The organism is Geodermatophilus sp. SYSU D00684, assembly GCF_054050455.1.
The window spans coordinates 119,098-138,823 of the sequence record NZ_JBJGZI010000013.1 but is presented as its reverse complement, the minus strand read 5'-3'; the positions used below and the strand labels follow the sequence as shown (position 1 = coordinate 138,823).

The 19,726-nt window shown below is 75.9% G+C and carries 21 protein-coding genes; 8 read left to right on the top strand and 13 right to left on the bottom strand.

The features are described from left to right. Positions 1-48: 48 nt before the first annotated feature. Positions 49-1,020 carry a 4-hydroxy-3-methylbut-2-enyl diphosphate reductase gene (locus ACI79L_RS11785; protein WP_456936968.1) on the bottom strand — a complete coding sequence of 324 codons (972 nt, stop codon included), beginning with the start codon at positions 1,018-1,020 and terminating at the stop codon, positions 49-51. Between the two features lie 133 nt (positions 1,021-1,153). On the opposite strand from ACI79L_RS11785, the gene ACI79L_RS11780 reads away from it, so the two are divergent. The 3 genes from ACI79L_RS11780 (at position 1,154) to ACI79L_RS11770 (ending at position 4,096) form a co-directional block, all read left to right on the top strand. Then, complete coding sequence (locus ACI79L_RS11780; RefSeq protein ID WP_456936967.1) at positions 1,154-2,593, top strand: hypothetical protein; 1,440 nt, start codon at positions 1,154-1,156, stop codon at positions 2,591-2,593. Positions 2,594-2,657: 64 nt separating this feature from the next. Then, the gene (gene xseA / locus ACI79L_RS11775) at positions 2,658-3,881 is read left to right on the top strand and encodes an exodeoxyribonuclease VII large subunit (RefSeq protein WP_456936966.1); all 1,224 of its coding nucleotides are present in this window, start codon (positions 2,658-2,660) and stop codon (positions 3,879-3,881) included. Next, positions 3,878-4,096 carry an exodeoxyribonuclease VII small subunit gene (locus ACI79L_RS11770; RefSeq protein ID WP_456936965.1) on the top strand — a complete coding sequence of 73 codons (219 nt, stop codon included), beginning with the start codon at positions 3,878-3,880 and terminating at the stop codon, positions 4,094-4,096. The genes xseA and ACI79L_RS11770 overlap by 4 nt, the downstream gene beginning before the upstream one ends. A gap of 12 nt (positions 4,097-4,108) precedes the next feature. Here the strand turns inward: ACI79L_RS11770 and ACI79L_RS11765 are convergent, their stop codons facing one another. After that, a complete protein-coding gene (locus ACI79L_RS11765) occupies positions 4,109-4,720 on the bottom strand; it encodes a DUF4245 domain-containing protein (protein ID WP_456936964.1) in 612 nt (203 codons plus the stop codon). Positions 4,721-4,849: 129 nt separating this feature from the next. Here ACI79L_RS11765 and glpX point away from each other — a divergent pair, with 129 nt between their 5' ends. Then, positions 4,850-5,911 carry a class II fructose-bisphosphatase gene (glpX, locus tag ACI79L_RS11760; protein WP_456936963.1) on the top strand — a complete coding sequence of 354 codons (1,062 nt, stop codon included), beginning with the start codon at positions 4,850-4,852 and terminating at the stop codon, positions 5,909-5,911. Between the two features lie 67 nt (positions 5,912-5,978). Here glpX and ACI79L_RS11755 read toward each other — a convergent pair whose 3' ends face one another. Both ACI79L_RS11755 and ACI79L_RS11750 read right to left on the bottom strand, forming a co-directional pair. Then, the gene (locus tag ACI79L_RS11755; protein WP_456936962.1) at positions 5,979-7,115 is read right to left on the bottom strand and encodes a hypothetical protein; all 1,137 of its coding nucleotides are present in this window, start codon (positions 7,113-7,115) and stop codon (positions 5,979-5,981) included. 92 nt (positions 7,116-7,207) lie between these two features. Beyond that, positions 7,208-7,768, bottom strand: a complete 561-nt coding sequence (locus tag ACI79L_RS11750) for a hypothetical protein (RefSeq protein WP_456936961.1) — start codon at positions 7,766-7,768, stop codon at positions 7,208-7,210. Positions 7,769-7,922: 154 nt separating this feature from the next. On the opposite strand from ACI79L_RS11750, the gene ACI79L_RS11745 reads away from it, so the two are divergent. From ACI79L_RS11745 to ACI79L_RS11730, 4 genes are all read left to right on the top strand, one after another. Beyond that, a complete protein-coding gene (locus ACI79L_RS11745) occupies positions 7,923-9,317 on the top strand; it encodes a class II fumarate hydratase (protein WP_456936960.1) in 1,395 nt (464 codons plus the stop codon). An 89-nt stretch (positions 9,318-9,406) separates the two neighbouring features. Next, on the top strand, positions 9,407-10,708 hold the full coding sequence (locus tag ACI79L_RS11740; RefSeq protein ID WP_456936959.1) for a citrate synthase: 1,302 nt from the start codon (positions 9,407-9,409) through the stop codon (positions 10,706-10,708). Between the two features lie 11 nt (positions 10,709-10,719). Then, on the top strand, positions 10,720-10,917 hold the full coding sequence (locus ACI79L_RS11735; RefSeq protein WP_456936958.1) for a hypothetical protein: 198 nt from the start codon (positions 10,720-10,722) through the stop codon (positions 10,915-10,917). Positions 10,918-11,130: 213 nt separating this feature from the next. Next, positions 11,131-13,053: an NlpC/P60 family protein gene (locus ACI79L_RS11730; protein WP_456936957.1), complete on the top strand. Its 1,923-nt coding sequence runs from the start codon at positions 11,131-11,133 to the stop codon at positions 13,051-13,053. Here ACI79L_RS11730 and ACI79L_RS11725 read toward each other — a convergent pair. From ACI79L_RS11725 to ACI79L_RS11685, 9 genes are all read right to left on the bottom strand, one after another. After that, positions 13,050-13,817 (bottom strand): hypothetical protein, encoded by a 768-nt coding sequence (locus ACI79L_RS11725; protein WP_456936956.1) that lies wholly within the window; start codon positions 13,815-13,817, stop codon positions 13,050-13,052. The two genes, ACI79L_RS11730 and ACI79L_RS11725, sit on opposite strands and share 4 nt — an antisense overlap. Continuing rightward, positions 13,814-14,155 (bottom strand): hypothetical protein, encoded by a 342-nt coding sequence (locus ACI79L_RS11720; protein WP_456936955.1) that lies wholly within the window; start codon positions 14,153-14,155, stop codon positions 13,814-13,816. The genes ACI79L_RS11725 and ACI79L_RS11720 overlap by 4 nt, the downstream gene beginning before the upstream one ends. A 139-nt stretch (positions 14,156-14,294) precedes the next feature. Beyond that, on the bottom strand, positions 14,295-15,401 hold the full coding sequence (locus ACI79L_RS11715) for a flagellar biosynthesis protein FliA (protein WP_456936954.1): 1,107 nt from the start codon (positions 15,399-15,401) through the stop codon (positions 14,295-14,297). 48 nt (positions 15,402-15,449) lie between these two features. Further along, positions 15,450-15,854 (bottom strand): hypothetical protein, encoded by a 405-nt coding sequence (locus tag ACI79L_RS11710; RefSeq protein WP_456936970.1) that lies wholly within the window; start codon positions 15,852-15,854, stop codon positions 15,450-15,452. A 215-nt stretch (positions 15,855-16,069) separates the two neighbouring features. Further along, positions 16,070-16,357 (bottom strand): carbon storage regulator CsrA, encoded by a 288-nt coding sequence (gene csrA / locus ACI79L_RS11705; RefSeq protein WP_456936953.1) that lies wholly within the window; start codon positions 16,355-16,357, stop codon positions 16,070-16,072. 84 nt (positions 16,358-16,441) lie between these two features. After that, positions 16,442-16,846 carry a flagellar assembly protein FliW gene (gene fliW / locus ACI79L_RS11700; protein ID WP_456936952.1) on the bottom strand — a complete coding sequence of 135 codons (405 nt, stop codon included), beginning with the start codon at positions 16,844-16,846 and terminating at the stop codon, positions 16,442-16,444. Further along, positions 16,843-17,739, bottom strand: a complete 897-nt coding sequence (gene flgL / locus ACI79L_RS11695; protein WP_456936951.1) for a flagellar hook-associated protein FlgL — start codon at positions 17,737-17,739, stop codon at positions 16,843-16,845. The genes fliW and flgL overlap by 4 nt, the downstream gene beginning before the upstream one ends. A gap of 5 nt (positions 17,740-17,744) precedes the next feature. Next, positions 17,745-19,163: a flagellar hook-associated protein FlgK gene (flgK, locus tag ACI79L_RS11690; protein ID WP_456936950.1), complete on the bottom strand. Its 1,419-nt coding sequence runs from the start codon at positions 19,161-19,163 to the stop codon at positions 17,745-17,747. Continuing rightward, entirely contained in the window at positions 19,160-19,654 is a 495-nt protein-coding gene (locus ACI79L_RS11685) for a flagellar protein FlgN (protein ID WP_456936949.1), read from the bottom strand. Before ACI79L_RS11685 ends, flgK begins: the two co-directional genes overlap by 4 nt. Between the last annotated feature and the right edge of the window lie 72 nt (positions 19,655-19,726).

The window sequence follows — 19,726 nt, the reverse complement described above, 5'->3', positions numbered from 1 at the left end:
CAGCGAGCCCCCTCCCGGCCGGGAGGGGGCTCGCTGCGTCCCGGGGTCCTAGCGGACGGGCCGGGCGGTCTCGCCGCGCTTGGGCCGCAGCTCGTGCGGCAGCGCGAACACCAGCCGCTCCTCGGCCGCCTTCACCGTCTCGACGTCGGGGTAGCCGCGCTCGGCCAGGAGGTCGAGCACCTCGCCGACCAGCACCTCGGGCACCGACGCGCCGCTGGTGACGCCGACGGTGCCGACGCCCTCCAGCCACGCCGGGTCGATCTCGGCGGCGTAGTCGACCAGGTACGCGGCGCGGGCGCCGGCCTCCAGCGCCACCTCCACCAGCCGCACCGAGTTCGACGAGTTGGTCGAGCCGACGACGATCACCAGGTCGCACTCGCCGGCCATCTGCTTGACCGCCTGCTGCCGGTTCTGCGTGGCGTAGCAGATGTCGTCGCTCGGCGGGGACTGCAGCCCGGGGAACCGGGTCCGGAGCTGGTCGACGGTCGCGAGCGTCTCGTCGACCGACAGCGTCGTCTGCGACAGCCACACGACCCGCTCGGGGTCGCGGACCTGCACGTTCGCGACGTCGTCGGCGCCGTCGACGAGCTGGATGTGCTCGGGGGCCTCGCCGGAGGTGCCCTCGACCTCCTCGTGCCCGCGGTGGCCGATGAGGAGGATATCGTAGTCCTCCTTGGCGAACCGCTTGGCCTCCTGGTGCACCTTGCTCACAAGCGGGCAGGTGGCGTCGATGGTGCGCAGGTTGCGGGCGGCCGCCTCCTCGTGCACGGCCGGCGAGACGCCGTGGGCACTGAAGACGACGACCGCGCCCTCGGGCACCTCGTCGGTCTCGTCGACGAACACCGCGCCGCGCCGCTCGAGGGTGGCCACCACGTGCTTGTTGTGGACGATCTGCTTGCGGACGTACACCGGGGCGCCGTGGATCTCCAGGGCCCGCTCGACGGCGACCACCGCCCGGTCGACACCGGCGCAGTAGCCCCGGGGATCGGCCAGCAGGACCCGTCCGCGCTGATCAGCCATGACCCCATGGTAGGTGGCGCCGGGCCTGCGGCCCGGCCGTCGCGGGGAGCGTGACGAGCCGCACGCCGCCCGACCGGGTGGGCCGGGACCCGGCCGCTGTGCCGTTCGCCGCGCGCTGCGGCAGGCTGGGCGCATGTCCCGTGAGATCCCGGAGCCGATCCGCGCCACCGTCGGTCTGGCCGCCACCGTCCTCGACGACGTCCGCAGCCTCCCGCAGACGCTGCCGGGCCTGCCGGTGCGCATCGTCGGCATCGCGCTGCAGGCGGCGATGAAGCTGCAGCAGCAGTGGTCGGGGCTGGTCGCCCGCGGCGACGAGGTGCTCACCGGGCTGCGCGGTGACCGCGAGCCGGGCCTGGCCACCTTCGACGAGGACGAGGAGGCCGCCGCCGGCGGTGCTCCCCTCGTGGCGCAGCCGATCGACGTGCTGCGCGACTCCGCGTTCGACCGCGCCCCCGACGTCGACACCGTCGGTGACGCCGCCGAGGTCGACGTCATGGAGGTCGACGTCGACACCGACGCCGCCGGCCTGGTCGACGACGAGCTCGCCGGGCTGCCCCCGGAGCCCTCCCCCGCCGCGGTCGTCGCCGCCGTCGAGGACGTCAACGACGAGGTGCTGGGCGCCGAGGAGGCCGCGTCCGCGCTCGACGCCGCCGACTCCGCGCTGACCGCCGAGGACGCCCTGGAGAGCGCGCTGCTCGAGGCCGAGGGCACCCCGGCCGCGAGCGACCCGGGCGGCTCCCCGGTCGGCGAGCTGGCCGGCGCCCCCGACGTGGGCACCGACGACGCGGTGGTGCCCGACGCCGCGGACTCCGGCGTGCCCGACACCGGCATCGGCCTCGCCGACGGCGCCGCCGGCTCCCCCGAGGCCGGCGTGCTGGGTGAGGACGCGGAGGCCGACGCGGCCGCGGCCGAGGACGCCGCGACCGAGGTCGACGTCATCACGCCCGACGGCCGGGTCACCACGGTCGAGGGCACCGTCACCGACGAGGGCGTCGTCGCCCCCGAGGACGGCGGCGAGCAGGCCGCCGCCACCCAGGGCACCGCGACCGGCGAGGCCAGCGACGTCGTCACCGGGGAGCACGCCCGCGTCGACGAGGAGCTGGGCGCCGAGCCCGCCCCCGGCGAGGACAGCGGCGCGGCCACCGACACGCTCGAGCCCGAGCCGGCCGCCGAGGCCACCGACGAGGGCGGCACGACCGTCGCCGCTGCCACCGGGGTGCGCACCGACGTCGGCGAGGCCGACACCGCCGAGGAGGACGCGGCGATCGCCGAGGGCGCGGCCGTCGACGCCGTCGGCGGGGACTCCGCCGCCCCGACCGACGACGCGCAGGGCGGCAGCGAGCTGTCCGGCTCGCAGGCCGCCGGGGCGGCCCCGATCGAGGGCTACGACTCCTTCACCGTCGCCCAGCTGCGCGGCCGGCTCCGCGGCTACCAGCTGGCCACGGTGTCGGACCTGCTCGCCTACGAGGAGGCCACCCGGGCGCGGGCTCCGTTCCTCACGATGCTGCGCAACCGGCTGGAGAAGCTCGAGCAGCAGGCCGTCGAGACCAGCCCGCTGCAGCCCCGCGGCTAGCGGACGGGGACCCACCCCGGGGTGCCGGGCGGGGCCGTCGGTCCCGCCTGGCACCCTCGGGGCCGTGAGTGCGCCCTCGTCCCCCGAGTCGCCCTGGCCGGTCCGGACGGTGGCCCGCAAGGTCGCCGAGTGGATCGGCCGGCTCGGCGAGGTCTGGGTCGAGGGGCAGGTCGCCCAGCTCAACCGGCGCAGCGGCGCCGCGACCGTGTTCCTCACCCTGCGCGACCCCGCCGCCGACCTCTCGGTGCCGGTCACCTGCGCCCGCGACGTCGCCGACCGGCCCGGCCTGGAGCTCACCGAGGGCGCCCGCGTCATCGTCCGCGCGCGGCCGGACTACTACATCGCCCGCGGCTCCTTCTCCCTGCGCGCCACCGAGATCCGCGCCGTCGGCCTCGGTGAGCTGCTCGCCCGCATCGAGCGGATCCGCCGGCTGCTGACCGCCGAGGGCCTGTTCGACCCCGCCCGCAAGCGCCCGCTGCCCTTCGCCCCCGCCGTCGTCGGGCTGGTCACCGGCAAGGACTCCGCCGCCGAGCGGGACGTGCTGGTCACCGCCCGCCGCCGCTGGCCCGCGGTGCGCTTCGCCGTCCACCACAGCCTGGTGCAGGGCGTGAACGCCGCCGCGTCGGTGATCGACGGGCTGCAGCGGCTGGACCGCGACCCCGAGGTCGAGGTGATCGTCATCGCCCGCGGCGGCGGGTCGGTCGAGGACCTGCTGCCCTTCTCCGACGAGGGCCTGGTCCGCGCGATCGCCGCCTGCCGCACGCCGGTGGTCACCGCCGTCGGCCACGAGACCGACACCACGCTCGTCGACCACGTCGCCGACGTCCGCGCGGCCACCCCCACCGACGCCGCGCACCGCGTGGTGCCCGAGATCGGCGAGCAGCGGCGGCTGGTCGACGGGCTGCGTGCCCGCGCCCGGCACCTGCTCACCGTGCGCCTCGAGCAGTCCGAGCGGTGGCTGGAGAGCGTCCGCAGCCGGCCGGTGCTCGCCGACCCCGAGCGGCTGCTGCACGGCCGGGCCGACGACGTCGCGGCGCTGCGCGACCGGGCCCGCCGCACGCTCACCCACCGCGTCGAGTCCGCCGAGCGCGACCTCGACCACGCCCGCGCGCGGGTGGCCGCGCTGTCCCCGCAGGCGACGCTGCAGCGCGGCTACGCGCTCGTGCAGCGGGCCGACGGCGCCCTGGTCCGCGACCCCGCCGAGGTGGCCGACGGCGAGCGGCTGTCGGTGCGCGTCGCGGGTGGGCGGCTGGGCGTCCGGGTGGACGGGCAGGATGGGGAGCCGTGAGCGAGCCGACGACCGAGCAGCCGACGCAGACCTACGAGCAGGCCCGCGAGGAGCTGGCCGAGGTGGTCCGCCGGCTCGAGGCCGGGGGCCTCACCCTCGAGGAGTCCCTCGGCCTGTGGGAGCGCGGCGAGCAGCTCGCGCAGCTGTGCCAGCACTGGCTCGACCGCGCCCGCGAGCGGCTGGCCGCCGCGACACCCGCCGAGCAGGAGGGCTGACCCCGCCGGGCCTCAGCTGGGGACGCTGACCGGCGCGACGGCGGCGGCGACGGTCTCCAGCTCGTCGTCGGCGGCCGAGCCGGTGACCACGGTGGTCACCTCCCCGGCCTCCAGCGACAGCACGGTCTCCCCGCGCCCGTTGGTCTGCCGGGTCCAGGTGCGCCCGGCCAGGTCGACGCTGCCGTCGTCCTGCGCGCCGTCGAGGACGGCGCGCAGCCGGTCGGCGTCGGGGTCGTCGGTGGTGAGGAAGCCCGCGTACTCGTCCGACGGCGTCACGTAGCCGATCTCCAGGGTCACCGGCTCCCCCTCACCGGCGTCCGCCGCGTCGGTGCGCGCGCTGGTCGGCCGGTAGCCGTCGGGCAGCTCGGCGGGCACCTCGACGGTGTAGGACGCCCGCTCGGCGGCGAGCCGGACGCTGCTGGTCGGGTCGATCGGGCGGACGGGGTCGATGCCGCTCTGCCGGAAGGCGACCCAGCCGGCGACCAGCAGGACGATGACCACCAGCGGCAGCAGCGACCGGAGCATGTTGGCCGCGCTCATCCGGTTCGCGCGCTCCGCGGCGGTCGGCGCCGGCGGCGGCTGCTCCTCGGGGGCCTGCTGGCCCGACGGGCCGGAACTGGTCATGCCCCTAGGATCGCAGCACCGATCCACGACCCCGCCGCCCCGCTCCCGGACTGCCCCGCGCGCCCGACCGGCCCCGGGGACGGGTCGCGGGCGGCGGACACCGGCAACGGTGCCGGACTAGGAGGCCACGTGACCCTGCCCGTACCCGACGGCCCCGTGCCACCCGCCCCCCGCCAGAGCACCTTCCGCACCGACCGCCCGGCGCCCGACCGCAACCTCGCCCTCGAGCTGGTGCGCGTCACCGAGGCCGCCGCGATGGCCGCGGGCCGCTGGGTCGGCCGCGGCGACAAGAACGGCGGCGACGGCGCCGCCGTCGACGCCATGCGGGCGCTGATCGGCACGGTGAGCATGCGCGGCGTCGTCGTCATCGGCGAGGGCGAGAAGGACCAGGCGCCGATGCTCTACAACGGCGAGCAGGTCGGCGACGGCTACGGCCCCGAGTGCGACGTCGCCGTCGACCCCATCGACGGCACCACCCTGATGGCCAAGGGCATGCCCAACGCCATCGCCGTCATGGCGGTCGCCGACCGCGGCGCCATGTACGACCCGTCGGCCGTCTTCTACATGGAGAAGATCGCCACCGGCCCCGCCGCCGCCGACGTCGTCGACATCACCGCGCCGGTCGCCGAGAACATCCGCCGGGTCGCGAAGGCCAAGCGGAGCCGACCGGAGGACGTCACCGTCTGCATCCTCGACCGGCCGCGGCACGACCAGCTCGTGCACGAGGTCCGCGAGGCGGGCGCGCGGATCAAGTTCATCACCGACGGCGACGTCGCCGGCGCGATCGCCGCCGCCCGCGAGGGCACCGGCGTCGACATGCTGATGGGCATCGGCGGCACCCCGGAGGGGATCATCGCCGCCTGCGCGCTCAAGTGCATGGGCGGTGCGCTGCAGGGCCGGCTGTGGCCCAAGGACGACGAGGAGCGGCAGAAGGCGGTCGACGCCGGCCACGACCTCGACCGCGTGCTCACCATCGACGACCTCGTGCGCGGCGACGTGTTCTTCGTGGCCACCGGCATCACCGACGGCGAGCTGCTGCGCGGCGTGCAGTACCGGGCCGGCGGCTGCACCACGCAGTCACTGGTCATGCGCTCGCGCTCGGGCACCATCCGCTCGATCGACAGCCTGCACTCGCTGGAGAAGCTGCGCGCCTACTCCGCGGTGCCCTTCGACCGCTCCGAGGACGAGTGAACGACGACTGGACGACGACGGCCCCGGGGCGAGCGCCCCGGGGCCGTCGTGCGTCGCGGGACCGGCGTCAGCCGAGCCGGCCCTCGCAGTTGGCGACCTCGTAGGTCACCCGGCCGGCGCAGGTGCCGGCGTACTGCTCCCACTGCGAGCCCGACGGGGAGGAACCCCACAGGTCGTCGCAGGCCACCCAGTCGCCGGCGAAGCAGCCGTCGGCCAGCGGCTGGAACTCGCCGTCCGGGTCCTCCCCCAGGCCCTGCGGCGGGACCGGGTCGCCCTGCGGCTGCGGCGCGCCCTCACCGAGCCGCGACACGCACTGGCCGGCCTCGTACGGCGCCCGTCCGGCGCAGGTGCCCCCGTACTGCTCGTAGGCCGAGTCGACCGGCGTCGAGACCCACAGCTCGTCGCAGGCGGGGAAGTCACCGGCGAAGCAGGCCTCGGCCAGCGGCTGGAACTCGCCGTCCGGGTCCGAGCCGAGCCCCTGCGGGGGCACCGGGGCCGACGTCGAGCCCGCGCCGCCGCCCCCGCCGGACGACGACGAGGAGCTGCTCGACGAGGACGAGGAGGACGGGCCCGAGGACGACGAGCTGGACGCGGACGAGGAGGTGCTGGTCCGCGTCGGGTCGGCGACGGTCGAGCTGCCGTCGTCCCGGAGGAGGAAGAACAACCCGACGGCTGCGGCGGCGACCAGCAGCACGCCGGCGATCACCGAGGCGACGACGACGTTCCTCCTGTTGCCCTTCTGCTGCGGCTGCCCGTAGCCCGGCTGCCCGTAGGGCTGCTGGCCGTAGCCGGGCTGCCCGTACTGTCCGTAGGGCTGGCCGTACTGCTGGTTCGGGTCGTAGGGCTGCTGGCCGTACTGCTGGTTCGGGTCGTAGGGCTGCTGGCCGTACTGCTGGTTCGGGTCGTAGCCGGGCTGCCCGTACGGCTGCTGGCCGTAGGGCTGCTGGCCGTAGGGCTGCTGGCCGTACTGCTGCGTCGGGTCCTGGCCCGGCTGGCCGTAGGGCTGCTGACCGGGCTGGGGGAAGGGCGAGGTCTGGTCTCGCTCGCCCGGCTGGCCGTACTGGCCCGGCTGGAACTGGGACGTGGGGGGTGCCGGCTGGCCGAACTGCCTCGTCGGGTCGTCGGACTGCCCCCACCCCTGCTGGCCGGGCTGCTCGCCCTGGGGGTCGTTGCCGCCCGGCGGCGGATACGGCGGCTGGGACATGGTGCGGACTCCTCGGATCAGGTAGATGCGCCGGTCAGGCTAGGTGGGCCGGGTGGCGGCGACCAGCACCGGCAGGTCACGGACGGGCCCGGTCAGTCGAGGTCGGTGCACAGCGGCACCGACCACGCCTTCACGCGGCCGCCGCAGGTGAGCGCGTACTCCTCGTACTCCGACAGCGGCGGCGACTCGGCGAACAGGTCGTCGCAGGCCTGCAGGTCGCCGTCGAAGCAGCCCTGGGCGTGGGCGTCGAGGACCGGGTCGGACCCGAGGACGCCGGGCGGCACCGGCTCGGACTGCTCGACCTCGCCCAGCCCGCCCCCGGTCCCGTAGTCGTCGTACTCGGAGGGAACGCCGCCGTAGAGGGCGTCGCCCACCGCCTCGCCCACCGCCTCGCCGGCCGCGCGGCCGGCGTCGTCCACGGCGCCGCGCAGCACCAGGGCGCCGACGACGGCGGCGAGCACCAGCCCCAGGGCGAGGCCGCCCGCGAGCAGGGCGGCAGGGAGGACGTGGGAGGCCGGCGCGGGTCCCGCGACCGGCGCGGGCGCCGGCGGGGCGGCGGGTGCCCGGCCGGCGGTGGGGTCCCAGGTGCCCCACGGCGTCCAGCCGCCCACGGGGACGGTGCCGGGCGCGTCCGGGGGATGCGGGTGGGTCACGGGGCCTCCTCGGGCCGAGGGCGTCGCCGCACCGTAGGACCCGGAGCCGCCCCGTCCCGGGTCCCACTCCGAGCCTGCGAGCAGTGGGGAGGACGGGGCCCTTCTAGGGTCACGCGTGCAGCAGCGATCCCACCGACACCACACGGGAGCCAGCGTGGCCACCGAGCAGGACCACCGCATCGAACGAGACTCCATGGGGGAGGTCCGTGTCCCCGCGTGGGCCAAGTGGCGGGCCCAGACCCAGCGCGCCGTCGAGAACTTCCCCATCTCCGGCACCCCCATCGAGCGCGAGCTCATCGCCGCCCTGGCCGCCATCAAGGGCGCAGCGGCCCGCGTCAACGCCGACCTCGGCGTCCTCGACGGCGAGGTCGCGCGGGCGATCGCCGCCGCCGCGGCCGAGGTCGCCTCGGGCACGTGGGACGAGCACTTCCCCATCGACGTCTTCCAGACCGGCTCGGGAACGTCGAGCAACATGAACACCAACGAGGTCATCGCGACCCTCGCCACCGAGGCCGCCGGCACGTCGGTGCACCCGAACGACCACGTCAACGCCTCGCAGTCGTCCAACGACGTCTTCCCCTCGGCCATCCACGTGGCCGCCACCCGGGCGATCGTGCGCGACCTGGTCCCGGCCCTGCGCCACCTCGAGTCCTCCCTCACCCGCAAGGAGACGGAGTTCGCCGAGGTCGTGAAGAGCGGCCGCACCCACCTCATGGACGCCACCCCGGTCACCCTCGGCCAGGAGTTCGGCGGTTACGCGGCGGCGATCCGGTACGGCGTCGAGCGGCTGGAGGCCTCGCTGCCGCGCATCGGCGAGCTGCCGCTGGGCGGCACCGCCGTCGGCACCGGGATCAACACCCCGCCCGGGTTCGCGGCCGCGATCATCGACACGCTCGCCGAGGAGCTGGACCTGCCGCTGTCCGAGGCGCGCAACCACTTCGAGGCGCAGAGCTCCCGGGACTCGCTCGTCGAGGCCTCCGGCCAGCTCAAGACGATCGCCGTCGGCCTGGTGAAGATCGCCAACGACCTGCGGTGGATGGGCTCGGGCCCGCGCACCGGCCTCGGCGAGATCCAGCTGCCCGACCTGCAGCCGGGCAGCTCGATCATGCCCGGCAAGGTGAACCCGGTGATCCCCGAGGCGGTCATCCAGGTCGCCGCCCAGGTCATCGGCAACGACGCCGCGGTCACCTACGCCGGCACCACCGGCGTCTTCGAGCTCAACGTGACGCTGCCGCTCATGGCCCGCAACGTGCTCGAGTCGATCCGCCTGCTGGCCAACGTCAGCCGGATCCTGGCCGACCGCTGCGTCGACGGGATCGTCGCCAACGTCGAGCAGTGCCGGACCTACGCCGAGTCCTCGCCGTCGATCGTGACGCCGCTGAACAAGTACATCGGCTACGAGGAGGCCGCGAAGGTCGCCAAGCAGTCGCTGGCCGAGCAGAAGACGATCCGCCAGGTGGTCCTCGAGCGCAGCTACGTCGAGCAGGGCAAGCTGACCGAGGCCCAGCTCGACGAGGCCCTCGACGTCCTCTCGATGACCCACCCCTGACCGTCCGGGGTGGGCCGGGGACCCGGCCCACCCCGACGGGGACGGTCCCTGTCGTCCTCGGGGCCCGACGCCAGTAGCGTCGGGCCACCATGACCGAGACAGCCAGCACCCCCGAGGTATCCCTGCGACACGCGGGGGGTGACCTCCCGCTGCGCACGGTCCCGGCGACGGAGGGCCCCTCCGGGCTCGACGTCTCCAAGCTGTTGACGACCACCGGGCAGGTGGCGCTCGACGTCGGCTTCGTCAACACCGCCTCGTGCACCTCGGCGATCACCTACATCGACGGCGACGCCGGCGTCCTGCGCTACCGCGGCTACCCGATCGACCAGCTCGCCGAGCACTCCAGCTTCCTGGAGGTGACCTACCTCCTGATCTACGGCGACCTGCCGACGGCCGACCAGCTGGCGGCGTTCGACACGCGGATCCGCCGGCACACGCTGCTGCACGAGGACCTGAAGATGTTCTTCAACGGCTTCCCGCGGGACGCGCACCCGATGCCGGTGCTGTCCTCGGCGGTCAGCGCGCTGTCGACCTTCTACCAGGACTCGCTGGACCCCTTCGACCCCCAGCAGGTGGAGATCTCCACCCTGCGCCTGCTGGCCAAGCTGCCGACGATCGCCGCCTACGCCTACAAGAAGTCGGTCGGCCAGCCCTTCCTCTACCCGGACAACTCCTGCGGGCTGGTCGAGAACTTCCTGCGGATGACCTTCGGCTTCCCCGCCGAGCCCTACCAGCAGGACCCCGACCTGGTGAAGGCGCTCGACATGCTCTTCGTCCTGCACGCCGACCACGAGCAGAACTGCTCGACGTCGACGGTGCGGCTGGTCGGCTCGTCGCAGGCCAACCTGTTCGCCTCGGTCTCGGCCGGCATCAACGCGCTGTTCGGGCCGCTGCACGGCGGGGCCAACCAGTCGGTGCTGGAGATGCTCGAGTCGATCCAGCGCGACGGCGGGGACATCGGCCGGTTCGTCGCCCGGGTGAAGGACAAGGAGCCCGGCGTCAAACTCATGGGCTTCGGCCACCGGGTCTACAAGAACTACGACCCGCGCGCGGCGATCGTGAAGAAGACCGCCGACACGGTGCTCGACAAGCTCGGTGGGGACAACCAGCTGCTCGACCTCGCCCGCCAGCTGGAGGAGGTCGCGCTGTCCGACGACTACTTCGTCCAGCGCAAGCTCTACCCGAACGTCGACTTCTACACCGGGCTGATCTACCGGGCGATGGGCTTCCCGACCCGGATGTTCACCGTGCTGTTCGCGCTGGGCCGGCTGCCCGGCTGGATCGCGCAGTGGCGGGAGATGATCGCCGACCCGACGACGAAGATCGGCCGCCCGCGGCAGGTCTACACCGGTGAGACCGAGCGGGCGTTCGTCCCGCTCGCCGAGCGCTGACCCGGGCCGCCATGGGCAGCGAGCCGCCCGGCGAGGACCTGCTGGTCCTGCCCCCGATCCCGCTGGCCACCGGGCGGCTGCTGCGCGACGACGACGAGCGGCCGGTGCCGATCACCGGCGTCGAGCTGGTCGTGCTCACCGAGGACGGCGCCGAGCACCGCATCCCGCTGGTGGCGCGGCACGGCGCGTGGTGGCCGCCCGACCGCTGACCCCTCCGTGCAGTTCCGCGGAGGCGCACGGTGCACCTCCGCGGAACTGCACGGCGCGCCGGCCCGGTCCCCCCGTCGGGCGCATCCCCTCCCCCGTGGGGGTGACGCCTCCCCTCCCGTCCCTCCTCCGGGTCCCCCCGGCGGTCGATCTGACGGCGAGCGCTCCGCACCGGAGCGCGGCCAGCCGATCGAGACCGCCCGGGGGACCCCGCCGTGCCCGCACCACGCACGCCCGCTCCCGCCCGCACGGCCGCCCCGTCCCGCACCGCTCCCCGCCGCACCGCCCCCCGCCGTGAGCTCACCGCCCGCGAGGCCGAGGCGCTGCGCGCCCTGCTGGCCGCCCGCGCCGCCACCGGCGCCCCGGCTCCCCCGCGCCGCACCGGCACCGCGACGAGCAGGAAGCGCCGGAAGCCGCCCGCCCGCCGCCGGCCCGCCGCCCGGACGCCGCGCGGGCGCGGTCCCTGGCGCACCCGGCTGCTGGTCGTCGGCCTGGCCACGCTGCTCGTGCCCGCGCTCACCGTCCTGCTCGCCCCGGCCACCTCCGCGCCCGGCTCGGCCACCGTGGCTCCCGACCCGGCGGGCCTGGCCCTGGCCGCCCGCAGCACCCTGCTGCAGGACGCCGACGCCTACCGCCGGCTGCAGGCCGAGGTCGCCACGCGGCAGGCGGAGCTGCAGGCCGCGGTCGAGGCCGAGCAGGCCGCCCGGGCCGCCGCCGCCGCCGCGCAGGTCACCGTCGGCTCGGCCGCGGCCGACCTCTACCGCGCCTCCGCGCAGACCCGCATGCCGGTCCTCGGCCTGTCCGCCGCGGCACCCGCGACCACCGGCGACGTCCTCTACCGCCAGGCGCTGGCCGACCGCGCCGCCCGGGAGCGGGAGACCGCCGTCGTCCGCGCCGAGCGCGCCGCGGCCGCCGCCCGGGCCGCGGCCGCCCGCGTGGCCGCCGCGCAGGACGCCGTCGACGCCGCCGCCGCGCAGGCCCGCACCGTGCTGGCCGGCGTCCGCGCGACCGTGGACGACCTCGGCCTCGACGTCTCCGCGCAGCTGGCCGCGCTGGGCACCGTCCCCGCCGCCGGCGCGCAGCAGGAGCGCAACACCGCCGCGCTGCAGCGCTGGCAGGCCCACCTCGCCGAGCTGGCGTCGGCGAGGATCGAGCCGCCGTCCGCCGCCGAGCTGGCCGACCCAACGACGCTGCCCGACGGCTTCTCCCCCGCGCTGGACGCCGCCGGCCAGGCCGTCCCCGGCGTGGCGTGGGCCGTCGTCGGCAACCGGCCGGTGACCGTGCTGCCGGCGGAGACCGTCGCCGCGGTGAGCAGCGCGCTGTCCCGGCTGGGCCGGCCGTACGCGGCCGGCGCCACCGGCCCGGACGCCTTCGACTGCGGCGGGCTCACCGCCGCGGCGTGGCTGCTGGCCGGCTACGACCTGCCGGCCGGCGCCGCGGAGCAGTGGGCCGCGGCGGCCGTCGTGCCCGCCTCGCAACTGCAGGTCGGCGACCTGGTCGTCTCCGACGGCGGCGCGGACGTCGCCGTCTACCTCGGCGACGGCGAGGTGCTCGGCGCCTCGGCGGCCACCTACCAGGTCGGCGTCCGCTCGATGCCCGGCGACGCCCGCGCCGTCCGGGTCACCCTGCCCGCGCCCGCGACGCCGAACGCGCCGCTGCCGCCGTCGGCGTCCGGCCGCGGGGCCTGCGGCGCTCCCCCGGCGCCGGCCGGGCCGGTGAGCCCCGCGTGGGGCGGCTGGTCCAACGGCCGGATCCCCGCCGACGCGCTGTGCCCGGTCGCCCGGGGCCACGCGCTGCGCTGCGACGCCGCGGCCGGCTACGCCGCGCTGGGCCGGGCCTACGAGGCGGCCTTCGGCGGCCCGCTGTGCATCACCGACTCCTACCGGCCGATGGCCGCGCAGGTGGACGCGTTCCGCCGCAAGCCGGCGCTGGCCGCGGTGCCGGGGACGTCGAACCACGGCTGGGCGCTGGCGGTGGACCTGTGCGGCGGGGTGAACGTGGCCGGCACGCCGCAGTGGACGTGGATGACCGAGCACGCCGGGCAGTTCGGCTTCGTCAACCCCGACTGGGCCCGCCCCGGCGGCGAGAAGCCCGAGCCCTGGCACTGGGAGTTCGGCGCGCTGCTCCCCCGGAGCTAGGGGAGCCAGCGGAGGTCGGGCAGGGCGGCCCAGGGCAGGCGCACGCACGCCTCGCCGGTCAGCCCGGCCAGGCGGTCGGTCACGCCCGCGGAGGCGCACGCCAGCGGCCGCAGCGGCGTGACGACGACGTGCGGCTCGGCCACCCGCAGCCCGGCCTCGGCGATCCGCCCGAGCAGCCGCTCGGGATCGGCCAGCGCGGCCGTGGCCAGCATCGGCGCGCCGGGGTGCGACCACAGCGCCACCGGCCCCTCGACGCGGAGCACGCCCCCGGCCTCGGCGGCGCGGGCGGTGGCGGCGGTGCGGGTGCGGGCCACCGCGGCGGCGTCCGCGCGGTCCGACGGCGTCCACGCGACGGTGCGCTCCCCGCGGCGGACGACGACCCGCCAGCCGACGGCGGTGCACGCGGGGCCGGTCCAGTCGAGGACGGCGACGCCGGCGCCGGCGGCCGCGGCGTCGCTGACCGGGCGGGCGGCGACGAAGGCGGCGAGCGCGGCGGCGACGCCGTCGGCGGTCGGGGCCACCCCGGCGTCGGTCATGTCCTCGGCGAGGTCGTGCAGCGGCACCCGCACGCGGCGCTCGTCCTCGGCGAGGACCAGCACCGGCCCGCGGGCGGGGTCGGCGAGCACGGCGGCCCGCAGCCCGCCGGTGGCCAGGCCCGGCAGCACCGCGTCGGCGGCGGCGCGGACGTCGTCCACGGCGACCGGCGCGGGGCGCAGCCGCTGCAGCAGACCCGACGCGGCGCGGCCGGGGCGCCCGGGCGTCACGGGCGGCGCCCGCCGAGGGTCGCGCGCAGGTCGCCCGGCAGCTCGGCCAGGCCGAGGACGCTGTCGAGCTCGGCGGCCGACAGCCGCACCGGCAGGACGTCCTCGGCCCAGCCGGTCACGCGGCGGACGCGGGCGGCGGGGCCGGGCCAGACGGCGTCGCGGGCGGCGGCCACGTGCAGCTCGGTGAGGACGTCGGCGAGGTGGACGGCGGCGACCGGGTGGACATCGGGCCGCTCGACGGCGGCGCGCACGACGCCGGCCAGCAGTTCGCGGTCGGCACCGGAGAGCCAGTGCGGGAGCAGGACGACGGCGGGGTCGCCCGCAGGCAGCACGCTCACCGCACCCCTCCACCCGTCGGCGTCTGCGGTCCCCCGGCGGCGGTGCAGCGGGGACTCGCGGTCACGTCCTCGATATCGGCAGGCCCGCGCCCGGATGGACCCGTCGGCGACGGACCCTTGTGTTCCGTTTACCGGGAGGTCACTCGGACAACTCGGCGAGCCGGTCCTTGAGCGCCCGCTCGACGCGGTCGGCGTGCACGTTCATGTTGCGCACCGAGGTGCCGAGGTCGGCCGAGACCTGGGTCTTGGTCTGCCCGCCCCAGGTGGTCAGGTACCAGGTGGCCCAGCCCAGGACGTTGGGCTGCGCGGCCCGCTGGCCGCGCGCGGCGGTCGGGTCGGGCGCGCAGGCCGCGGTCAGCGCGTGCGACAGCAGCGTCTGCTCCGCCTCGTCCATGATCTGGTCGGGCGCCTCGGTGGAGTCCGGCAGCAGCACCTCGGCCGCGTCCGGGCCGCCGTCGAGGGACTGCAGGTTGCGCAGGCCGTTGAGGGTGGCGACCGTCTGCGAGTTGCGCCGCAGCGTGGCCACGCTCTGCCCCATGAAGGCCGCGAGCTCGCGCTCGCTGGGGCGCCGCTGGTGCTCGGCCTGGAAGGCGGCGATCGCCTTCTGCTGCCGGTTCTCGGTGTCGGCGGCGGTGCGGCCGTGGGCGTTGCGGCCCAGGTCGTGCACCCACTTGGACAGCTGGGTGGCGAGGAACGCGCCGAACGGGACGCCCTTGGTCTCGTCGTACTGGCCGACCGCCTTGAGGATCCACTCGGCGACCTGCTGGCCGAGGTCGTCGGGGTCGGGCAGGTGCATCCGGATCGTGCTCATGTTGCGCTGCAGCCGCTTGAGGCTGACCGGCTGGTAGTGCCGGCACAGGTCCTCGAGGAAGGCCGGCGGCAGGTCCCGCGGCGCGCGGCGGCGGACGCCGGCCTCCGCGCGCAGGCCCACGGTGGCGACGTCGCGGGTCGCGCACCAGGCGCGGATCCAGTCGGCGAGCACCTGGCCCCGGCCGCACGGGCCGTCGACCCGGTAGAGCCCCTCCCCCTCGTCGTGGCTGACCGTGACGCCGTCGGGCAGGTCGGCGCGGAACGCGGCCAGCGGCAGGTCGCGGTCGACGCGGAAGTGCACCCGGTCGCGGGCGGTGATCGGGACCCGCGCGAAGCCCTCGGCCTCGGGGATCCCGCCGAAGACGAGCGGTGCGCGGGCGCCGGCGTCGGCCGGCTGGTCGGCGGTGGGGACGGCGGACGGAGAGGTGCTGGTCACCGGGGACTCCTGGTCGATCGCGGGGAAGGCGTCGGCGAGGGGTGGGCGCTAGGCCGGGACGCGCTCGAGGGCGAGGGCGCCGTCCGGGGTCTCGACGTCGGCGTCGTCGGCGCGGAGGAGGACCTCGGCGGCGGCGCGCTCGGCGGCGGAGGGCTCGGCGGCGTACACCGGCATGTGGTCGTACAGGACCGTGAACAGGTCGCTGACGAAGGCGTAGGCGGCCTGCGCCTGCGGCGAGAAGCGGGCGATCGCCTCGCGGGGCCCGAGCTCCACGCCGACGGTGACGCGGACGACGCGCTCGTCCTTGCCGAGCCCGGTGACCGAGAAGGCGACCGACGGGTGGGCGGCGGCCAGCGCGGCCAGCTCGGCCAGGCAGCGCCGGGTGGACCCGCGGCGCGGCCGCAGCTGGACGTGGACGACGACGGTCTCGTCGGCCTGCTGGGTCCCTGCCATCACGCTGTGCTGCATCCTCATCGCCCCCTGTGTCGTGCTCGGGGGCAACTCTGGCGCATGAGCGGACAGTGACCGGCACACAACTCGCCGTGCCCTGTGCAATCTCCGGGGCGACCTTCGTCAGGTCTTGCCCAGGACGGAGCCCTCCACGGTCCGGCGGGCCGTCGCATCGGCGATCTTCGCCGAACCGCCGGCCCGCCGTCCGTGGCGTGTCGTCAGCGCGCGGGCCGCTCCGGCGAGCCGGGCCGCTCGGGGGCGGCGGGGGCGGCGGGGGCGGCCGGCGGCGCGAAGGCGGCGAGCGCGCCGAGCGTGTCCGCGGTGACCTGGGCGGCGAGCAGGTTCGCCTCGGCGATCTGCCGGTAGACCTCCTCGCGGTGGATGGCCACCTCGCGCGGGGCCTTGAAGCCCAGCCGGACGGTGCCGCCGCGGACCTCCACGACGTGCACCTCGATGTCGTCGCCGATGCGGATGGTCTCGCCGACGCTGCGGGTCAGTGTGAGCACGGGTACCCCTCCATGGGTGTGTGACGGCCTCCTGGCACCCCGCCCGGCGGGGCGGGGGTCGAGCGGCGGGACCGCTCCCCTCTTCTATCGGCGCAGGGGACGCCGGATCGGATGACGGCCGTCGGGGAGCACGACCTGGGTGGCCCGCCAGTTCGCCGGGTTGAGCACGACCGGGGCGCGCAGGTTCGCCGTCGCCGCGGCCGGGCCCTCGGCCGGGACGGTGACCAGGCAGAACAGCGAGGCGTCGGCCGGGTCCGCGAGGTCCAGGTCGGCCAGCACCGGGGCCGGCAGCACGGGCGCGTAGTCCGGGAACCACCGGGCCGGGGGGATGGCCAGGAACCGCGGACCGTCGGCGTCCAGGGACTGCAGCCAGAACAGCAGCCCGTCCCCGTCAGCCGTGACGAGCACGTAGTCGCGGAAGTCGGGGAAGCCGGGCAGCGGGGACACCATGCCCAGCAGCGGCAGGGTGACGACCGGGGCGAGGGTCACCGCAGGAAGTCCGCGAGCGAGGGCTGGATGACCTGGGCGGTCGCCTGCAGCGCGGCCTGGTAGCCGGTCTGCTGGAACTGCAGCTGCATGATCGTCTTCGGCAGGTCGACGTCCTCGACGGTGGCGAGCTGCTTCTGCAGCGCCAGCGACCGGTCGGAGTTGACCTGTGCGGCGTTGTCGATCCGGGCGGCGCGGGCGCCGACGGTCGACGCCGCGGTGAGCAGCCGGTCGATCGCGCCGTCGAGGGCGGCGAGGTCGCCGTCGACCGCGACGCCGGCCTGCACGTCGGCGGCGATCCTCCCGACGACGGCGAACAGGTCGCTGCCGGGCGGTCCGAACGCCTCGACGCCGGTGACGTCGATGCGGACCTGCTCGTCGTTGGAGATCCGCCGCTTGATCGGGACGACGCCGGTGCCGTCGGCGTTGCCCACGCCGACCCAGGTGCCGTCGGCCTGGTACGCCTTGGCGCCGCTCGTGGCGCCGCCGAAGACCGGCCGGCCGTCGACGTTCTCGTTGGCCAGGCCGAGCAGGCTGTCCCGCAGCGCGGAGACCTCGGCGGCGATCGCGGTGCGGCCGGCGTCGGTCAGGGCGCCGTCGTTGGCGGCCTGCACCGTCAGGTCCCGCACCCGCCGGACCTGCGCGACCATCGAGGTCAGCGCGGTGTCGGTCGTCTCCATCCAGCTCTGGGCGTCGGAGATGTTGCGCGCGTGCTGGGCCGTCGCGGCCTGGTCCTTGCGGATCTGCAGGGACCGGTTGACCGCGGTCGGCGAGTCCGAGGGGCGGCTGACGACCTTGCCGGAGGTGAGCTGCTCCTGCAGCTTGCCCAGGTCGGCGAGGTTGCGGTTGAGCCCCTGCAGGGCGGTCTGGGCGACGGCCCGCTGCGTGATGCGCATCCCGGTCACCGACCCACGACGCCGGTGCGGTTGATGAGGGTGTCCAGCGCCTGGTCGATCGCGCTCACCATGCGCGCGGCGGCGTTGTAGGCGTGCTGGAAGGAGAGCATGTTGGTCATCTCCTCGTCGAGGTTGACGCCGGAGGTCGACTCGCGGGCGGCGTCGACCTGCGCGGACACCACGGACTGGACCTCGGCGTTGCGCGTGGCCACGGAGGACTCGACGCCCAGGGCAACCACCAGCCTGCGGTAGGCCGCGTCCAGGCCGGCGGGGTCCAGGCTGAGCTGGAAGAAGGCGTCGGCGTTGTCGCCGTCCGCCGAGGGCGAGCCGCCGGTCCCCGACGGCGGGGTCGACGCCGCGGCGACCTGCTGCGGGGTGAGCGGGCGCAGGGTGAGGTTGGCGGCGGTGACCACGGTGCCGGACCCGCCGGTGCCGAACAGCGCCTGCCCCGGTGCCCCGGTGAGGTCGTACCCGCCGGTGTGCGCGGCGTTGAACGTCGTCGCGACCGAGCGGGCGAACTCGTCGAGCTGCGTGCGGTAGGCCGGGACCGTCTGCGTCAGGGCGGTGAGCCGGCCGGCCGCGGTGCCGCCCGCGCGCAGCGTCGACCCGCCGGGGTGGGTCTCCAGCCGCGGCGCGTCGGCGCCGATCCCGTCCGCGTCGTCCGAGCCGGCCAGCCGGACGGCGGTGGCGGTGCTGCCGGCGACCAGGCTGGTGCCGCCGACGGTCACGTCGACGACCCCGTCGGCCCGCGGCACGGCGGTGGCGCCGATGCTCTGCGACAGCTGCAGGACCAGCGCGTCGCGCCGGTCGGAGAGCTCGTTGACCGGCAGACCGGACAGGGTGGCCTGCCGGATCGCGCCGTTGAGCTCGGCGACCGAGGCGGCCGCGGTGTTCACGTCGGCGACGAGGGCCTGCAGGCCGTCGCGGGTCTGCTCCCACTGCTGGTCCAGCGCGGCCCGGGTGGTGCGGATGCCGTCGGCGAGGACGTCGAGCCGCTCGAGGACCTGGCTGCGCGAGGCGAGGGTGAGCGGGCTGTCGGCCAGGTCGGAGAAGCCGGCCCAGACGTCGGACAGCATGCTCTGCAGGCCGGTGTCGCCGGGCTCGCGGAACGCGTCCTCGATCTGCGAGAGCGCGTCGGCCTCCGCGGTGAGCTGCGCGCCCGAGGAGGTCTCGAGCTGGGCGCGGGCCTCGAGGAAGGCGTCGCGGACGCGGCGGACCCCGTCGGAGTCGACGCCGCCGTCCACGCCGGTGCTGACCGAGTGGATCGCCGGGACGGCGGTGCCGCCCATGGCGGTCTGGCCCACGCGCTGGCGGGAGTAGCCGGCGGTGTTGACGTTGGCGATGTTCTGGCCGGTGACGTCGAGGCCGCGCTGGGCGGCCCACAGCGCCGTCGACGCCGTGTTGAGGCCCGAGAACGTGCTCACAGGGCGCCGTCCAGGGTGACCGCGCGGGAGGACCCGTGCTCGGAGCGGCCGGTGGCGCCGTAGGTGCCGGCCGTGGGGTGGCGGACCGACAGCAGCGCGTCGCCGATCGCGGACAGGCCGCCCTCGATGAGCTCGCGGTTGGCGTCGGAGAGGCTGCGCAGGTCGGTGACGAGGACGAGCAGGGCCTCGTGGTGCTTGGCCAGCAGGTCGTTCCACGGCGCGGGCGCGGCCTCGGCCAGCTGGCGCAGCGACGGGTTGACCCCGGTGCCCAGCCGGACGGCGATCGCCTCGGTGGCGGCGGCCCGCTCGACCTCGAGGACGCGCAGCTGGTCGAGGACGACCTCGATCTCGTGCGCGATCCGGGCCAGCCAGCGGGTCTTGCCGGACAGGATCAGGTACTGCTTCTCCTCTGCCTTGAACAGCAGCAGGTCGAGCAGCTCCTGCTCGCGCCACAGCAGCGTCGACAGGTGCTGGAAGTCCACGTCCGCCACCGCCTCCCTCGTCTCCCGGCGGGTGTCCCCGCCTTCGCGGACAGACGGTCGGCAGCGGGCAAGCGGCCCTCA

Excerpts from the sequence above, each read along its gene's own strand:
- ACI79L_RS11785 (WP_456936968.1), bottom strand. The coding sequence starts at position 1,020 with ATGGCTGATCAGCGCGGACGGGTCCTGCTGGCCGATCCCCGGGGCTAC.
- ACI79L_RS11780 (WP_456936967.1), top strand. The coding sequence starts at position 1,154 with ATGTCCCGTGAGATCCCGGAGCCGATCCGCGCCACCGTCGGTCTGGCC.
- ACI79L_RS11765 (WP_456936964.1), bottom strand. The coding sequence starts at position 4,720 with ATGACCAGTTCCGGCCCGTCGGGCCAGCAGGCCCCCGAGGAGCAGCCG.
- ACI79L_RS11755 (WP_456936962.1), bottom strand. The coding sequence starts at position 7,115 with ATGTCCCAGCCGCCGTATCCGCCGCCGGGCGGCAACGACCCCCAGGGC.
- ACI79L_RS11740 (WP_456936959.1), top strand. The coding sequence starts at position 9,407 with ATGACCGAGACAGCCAGCACCCCCGAGGTATCCCTGCGACACGCGGGG.
- ACI79L_RS11735 (WP_456936958.1), top strand. The coding sequence starts at position 10,720 with ATGGGCAGCGAGCCGCCCGGCGAGGACCTGCTGGTCCTGCCCCCGATC.
- ACI79L_RS11710 (WP_456936970.1), bottom strand. The coding sequence starts at position 15,854 with ATGGCAGGGACCCAGCAGGCCGACGAGACCGTCGTCGTCCACGTCCAG.
- flgL (WP_456936951.1), bottom strand. The coding sequence starts at position 17,739 with ATGCGCATCACGCAGCGGGCCGTCGCCCAGACCGCCCTGCAGGGGCTC.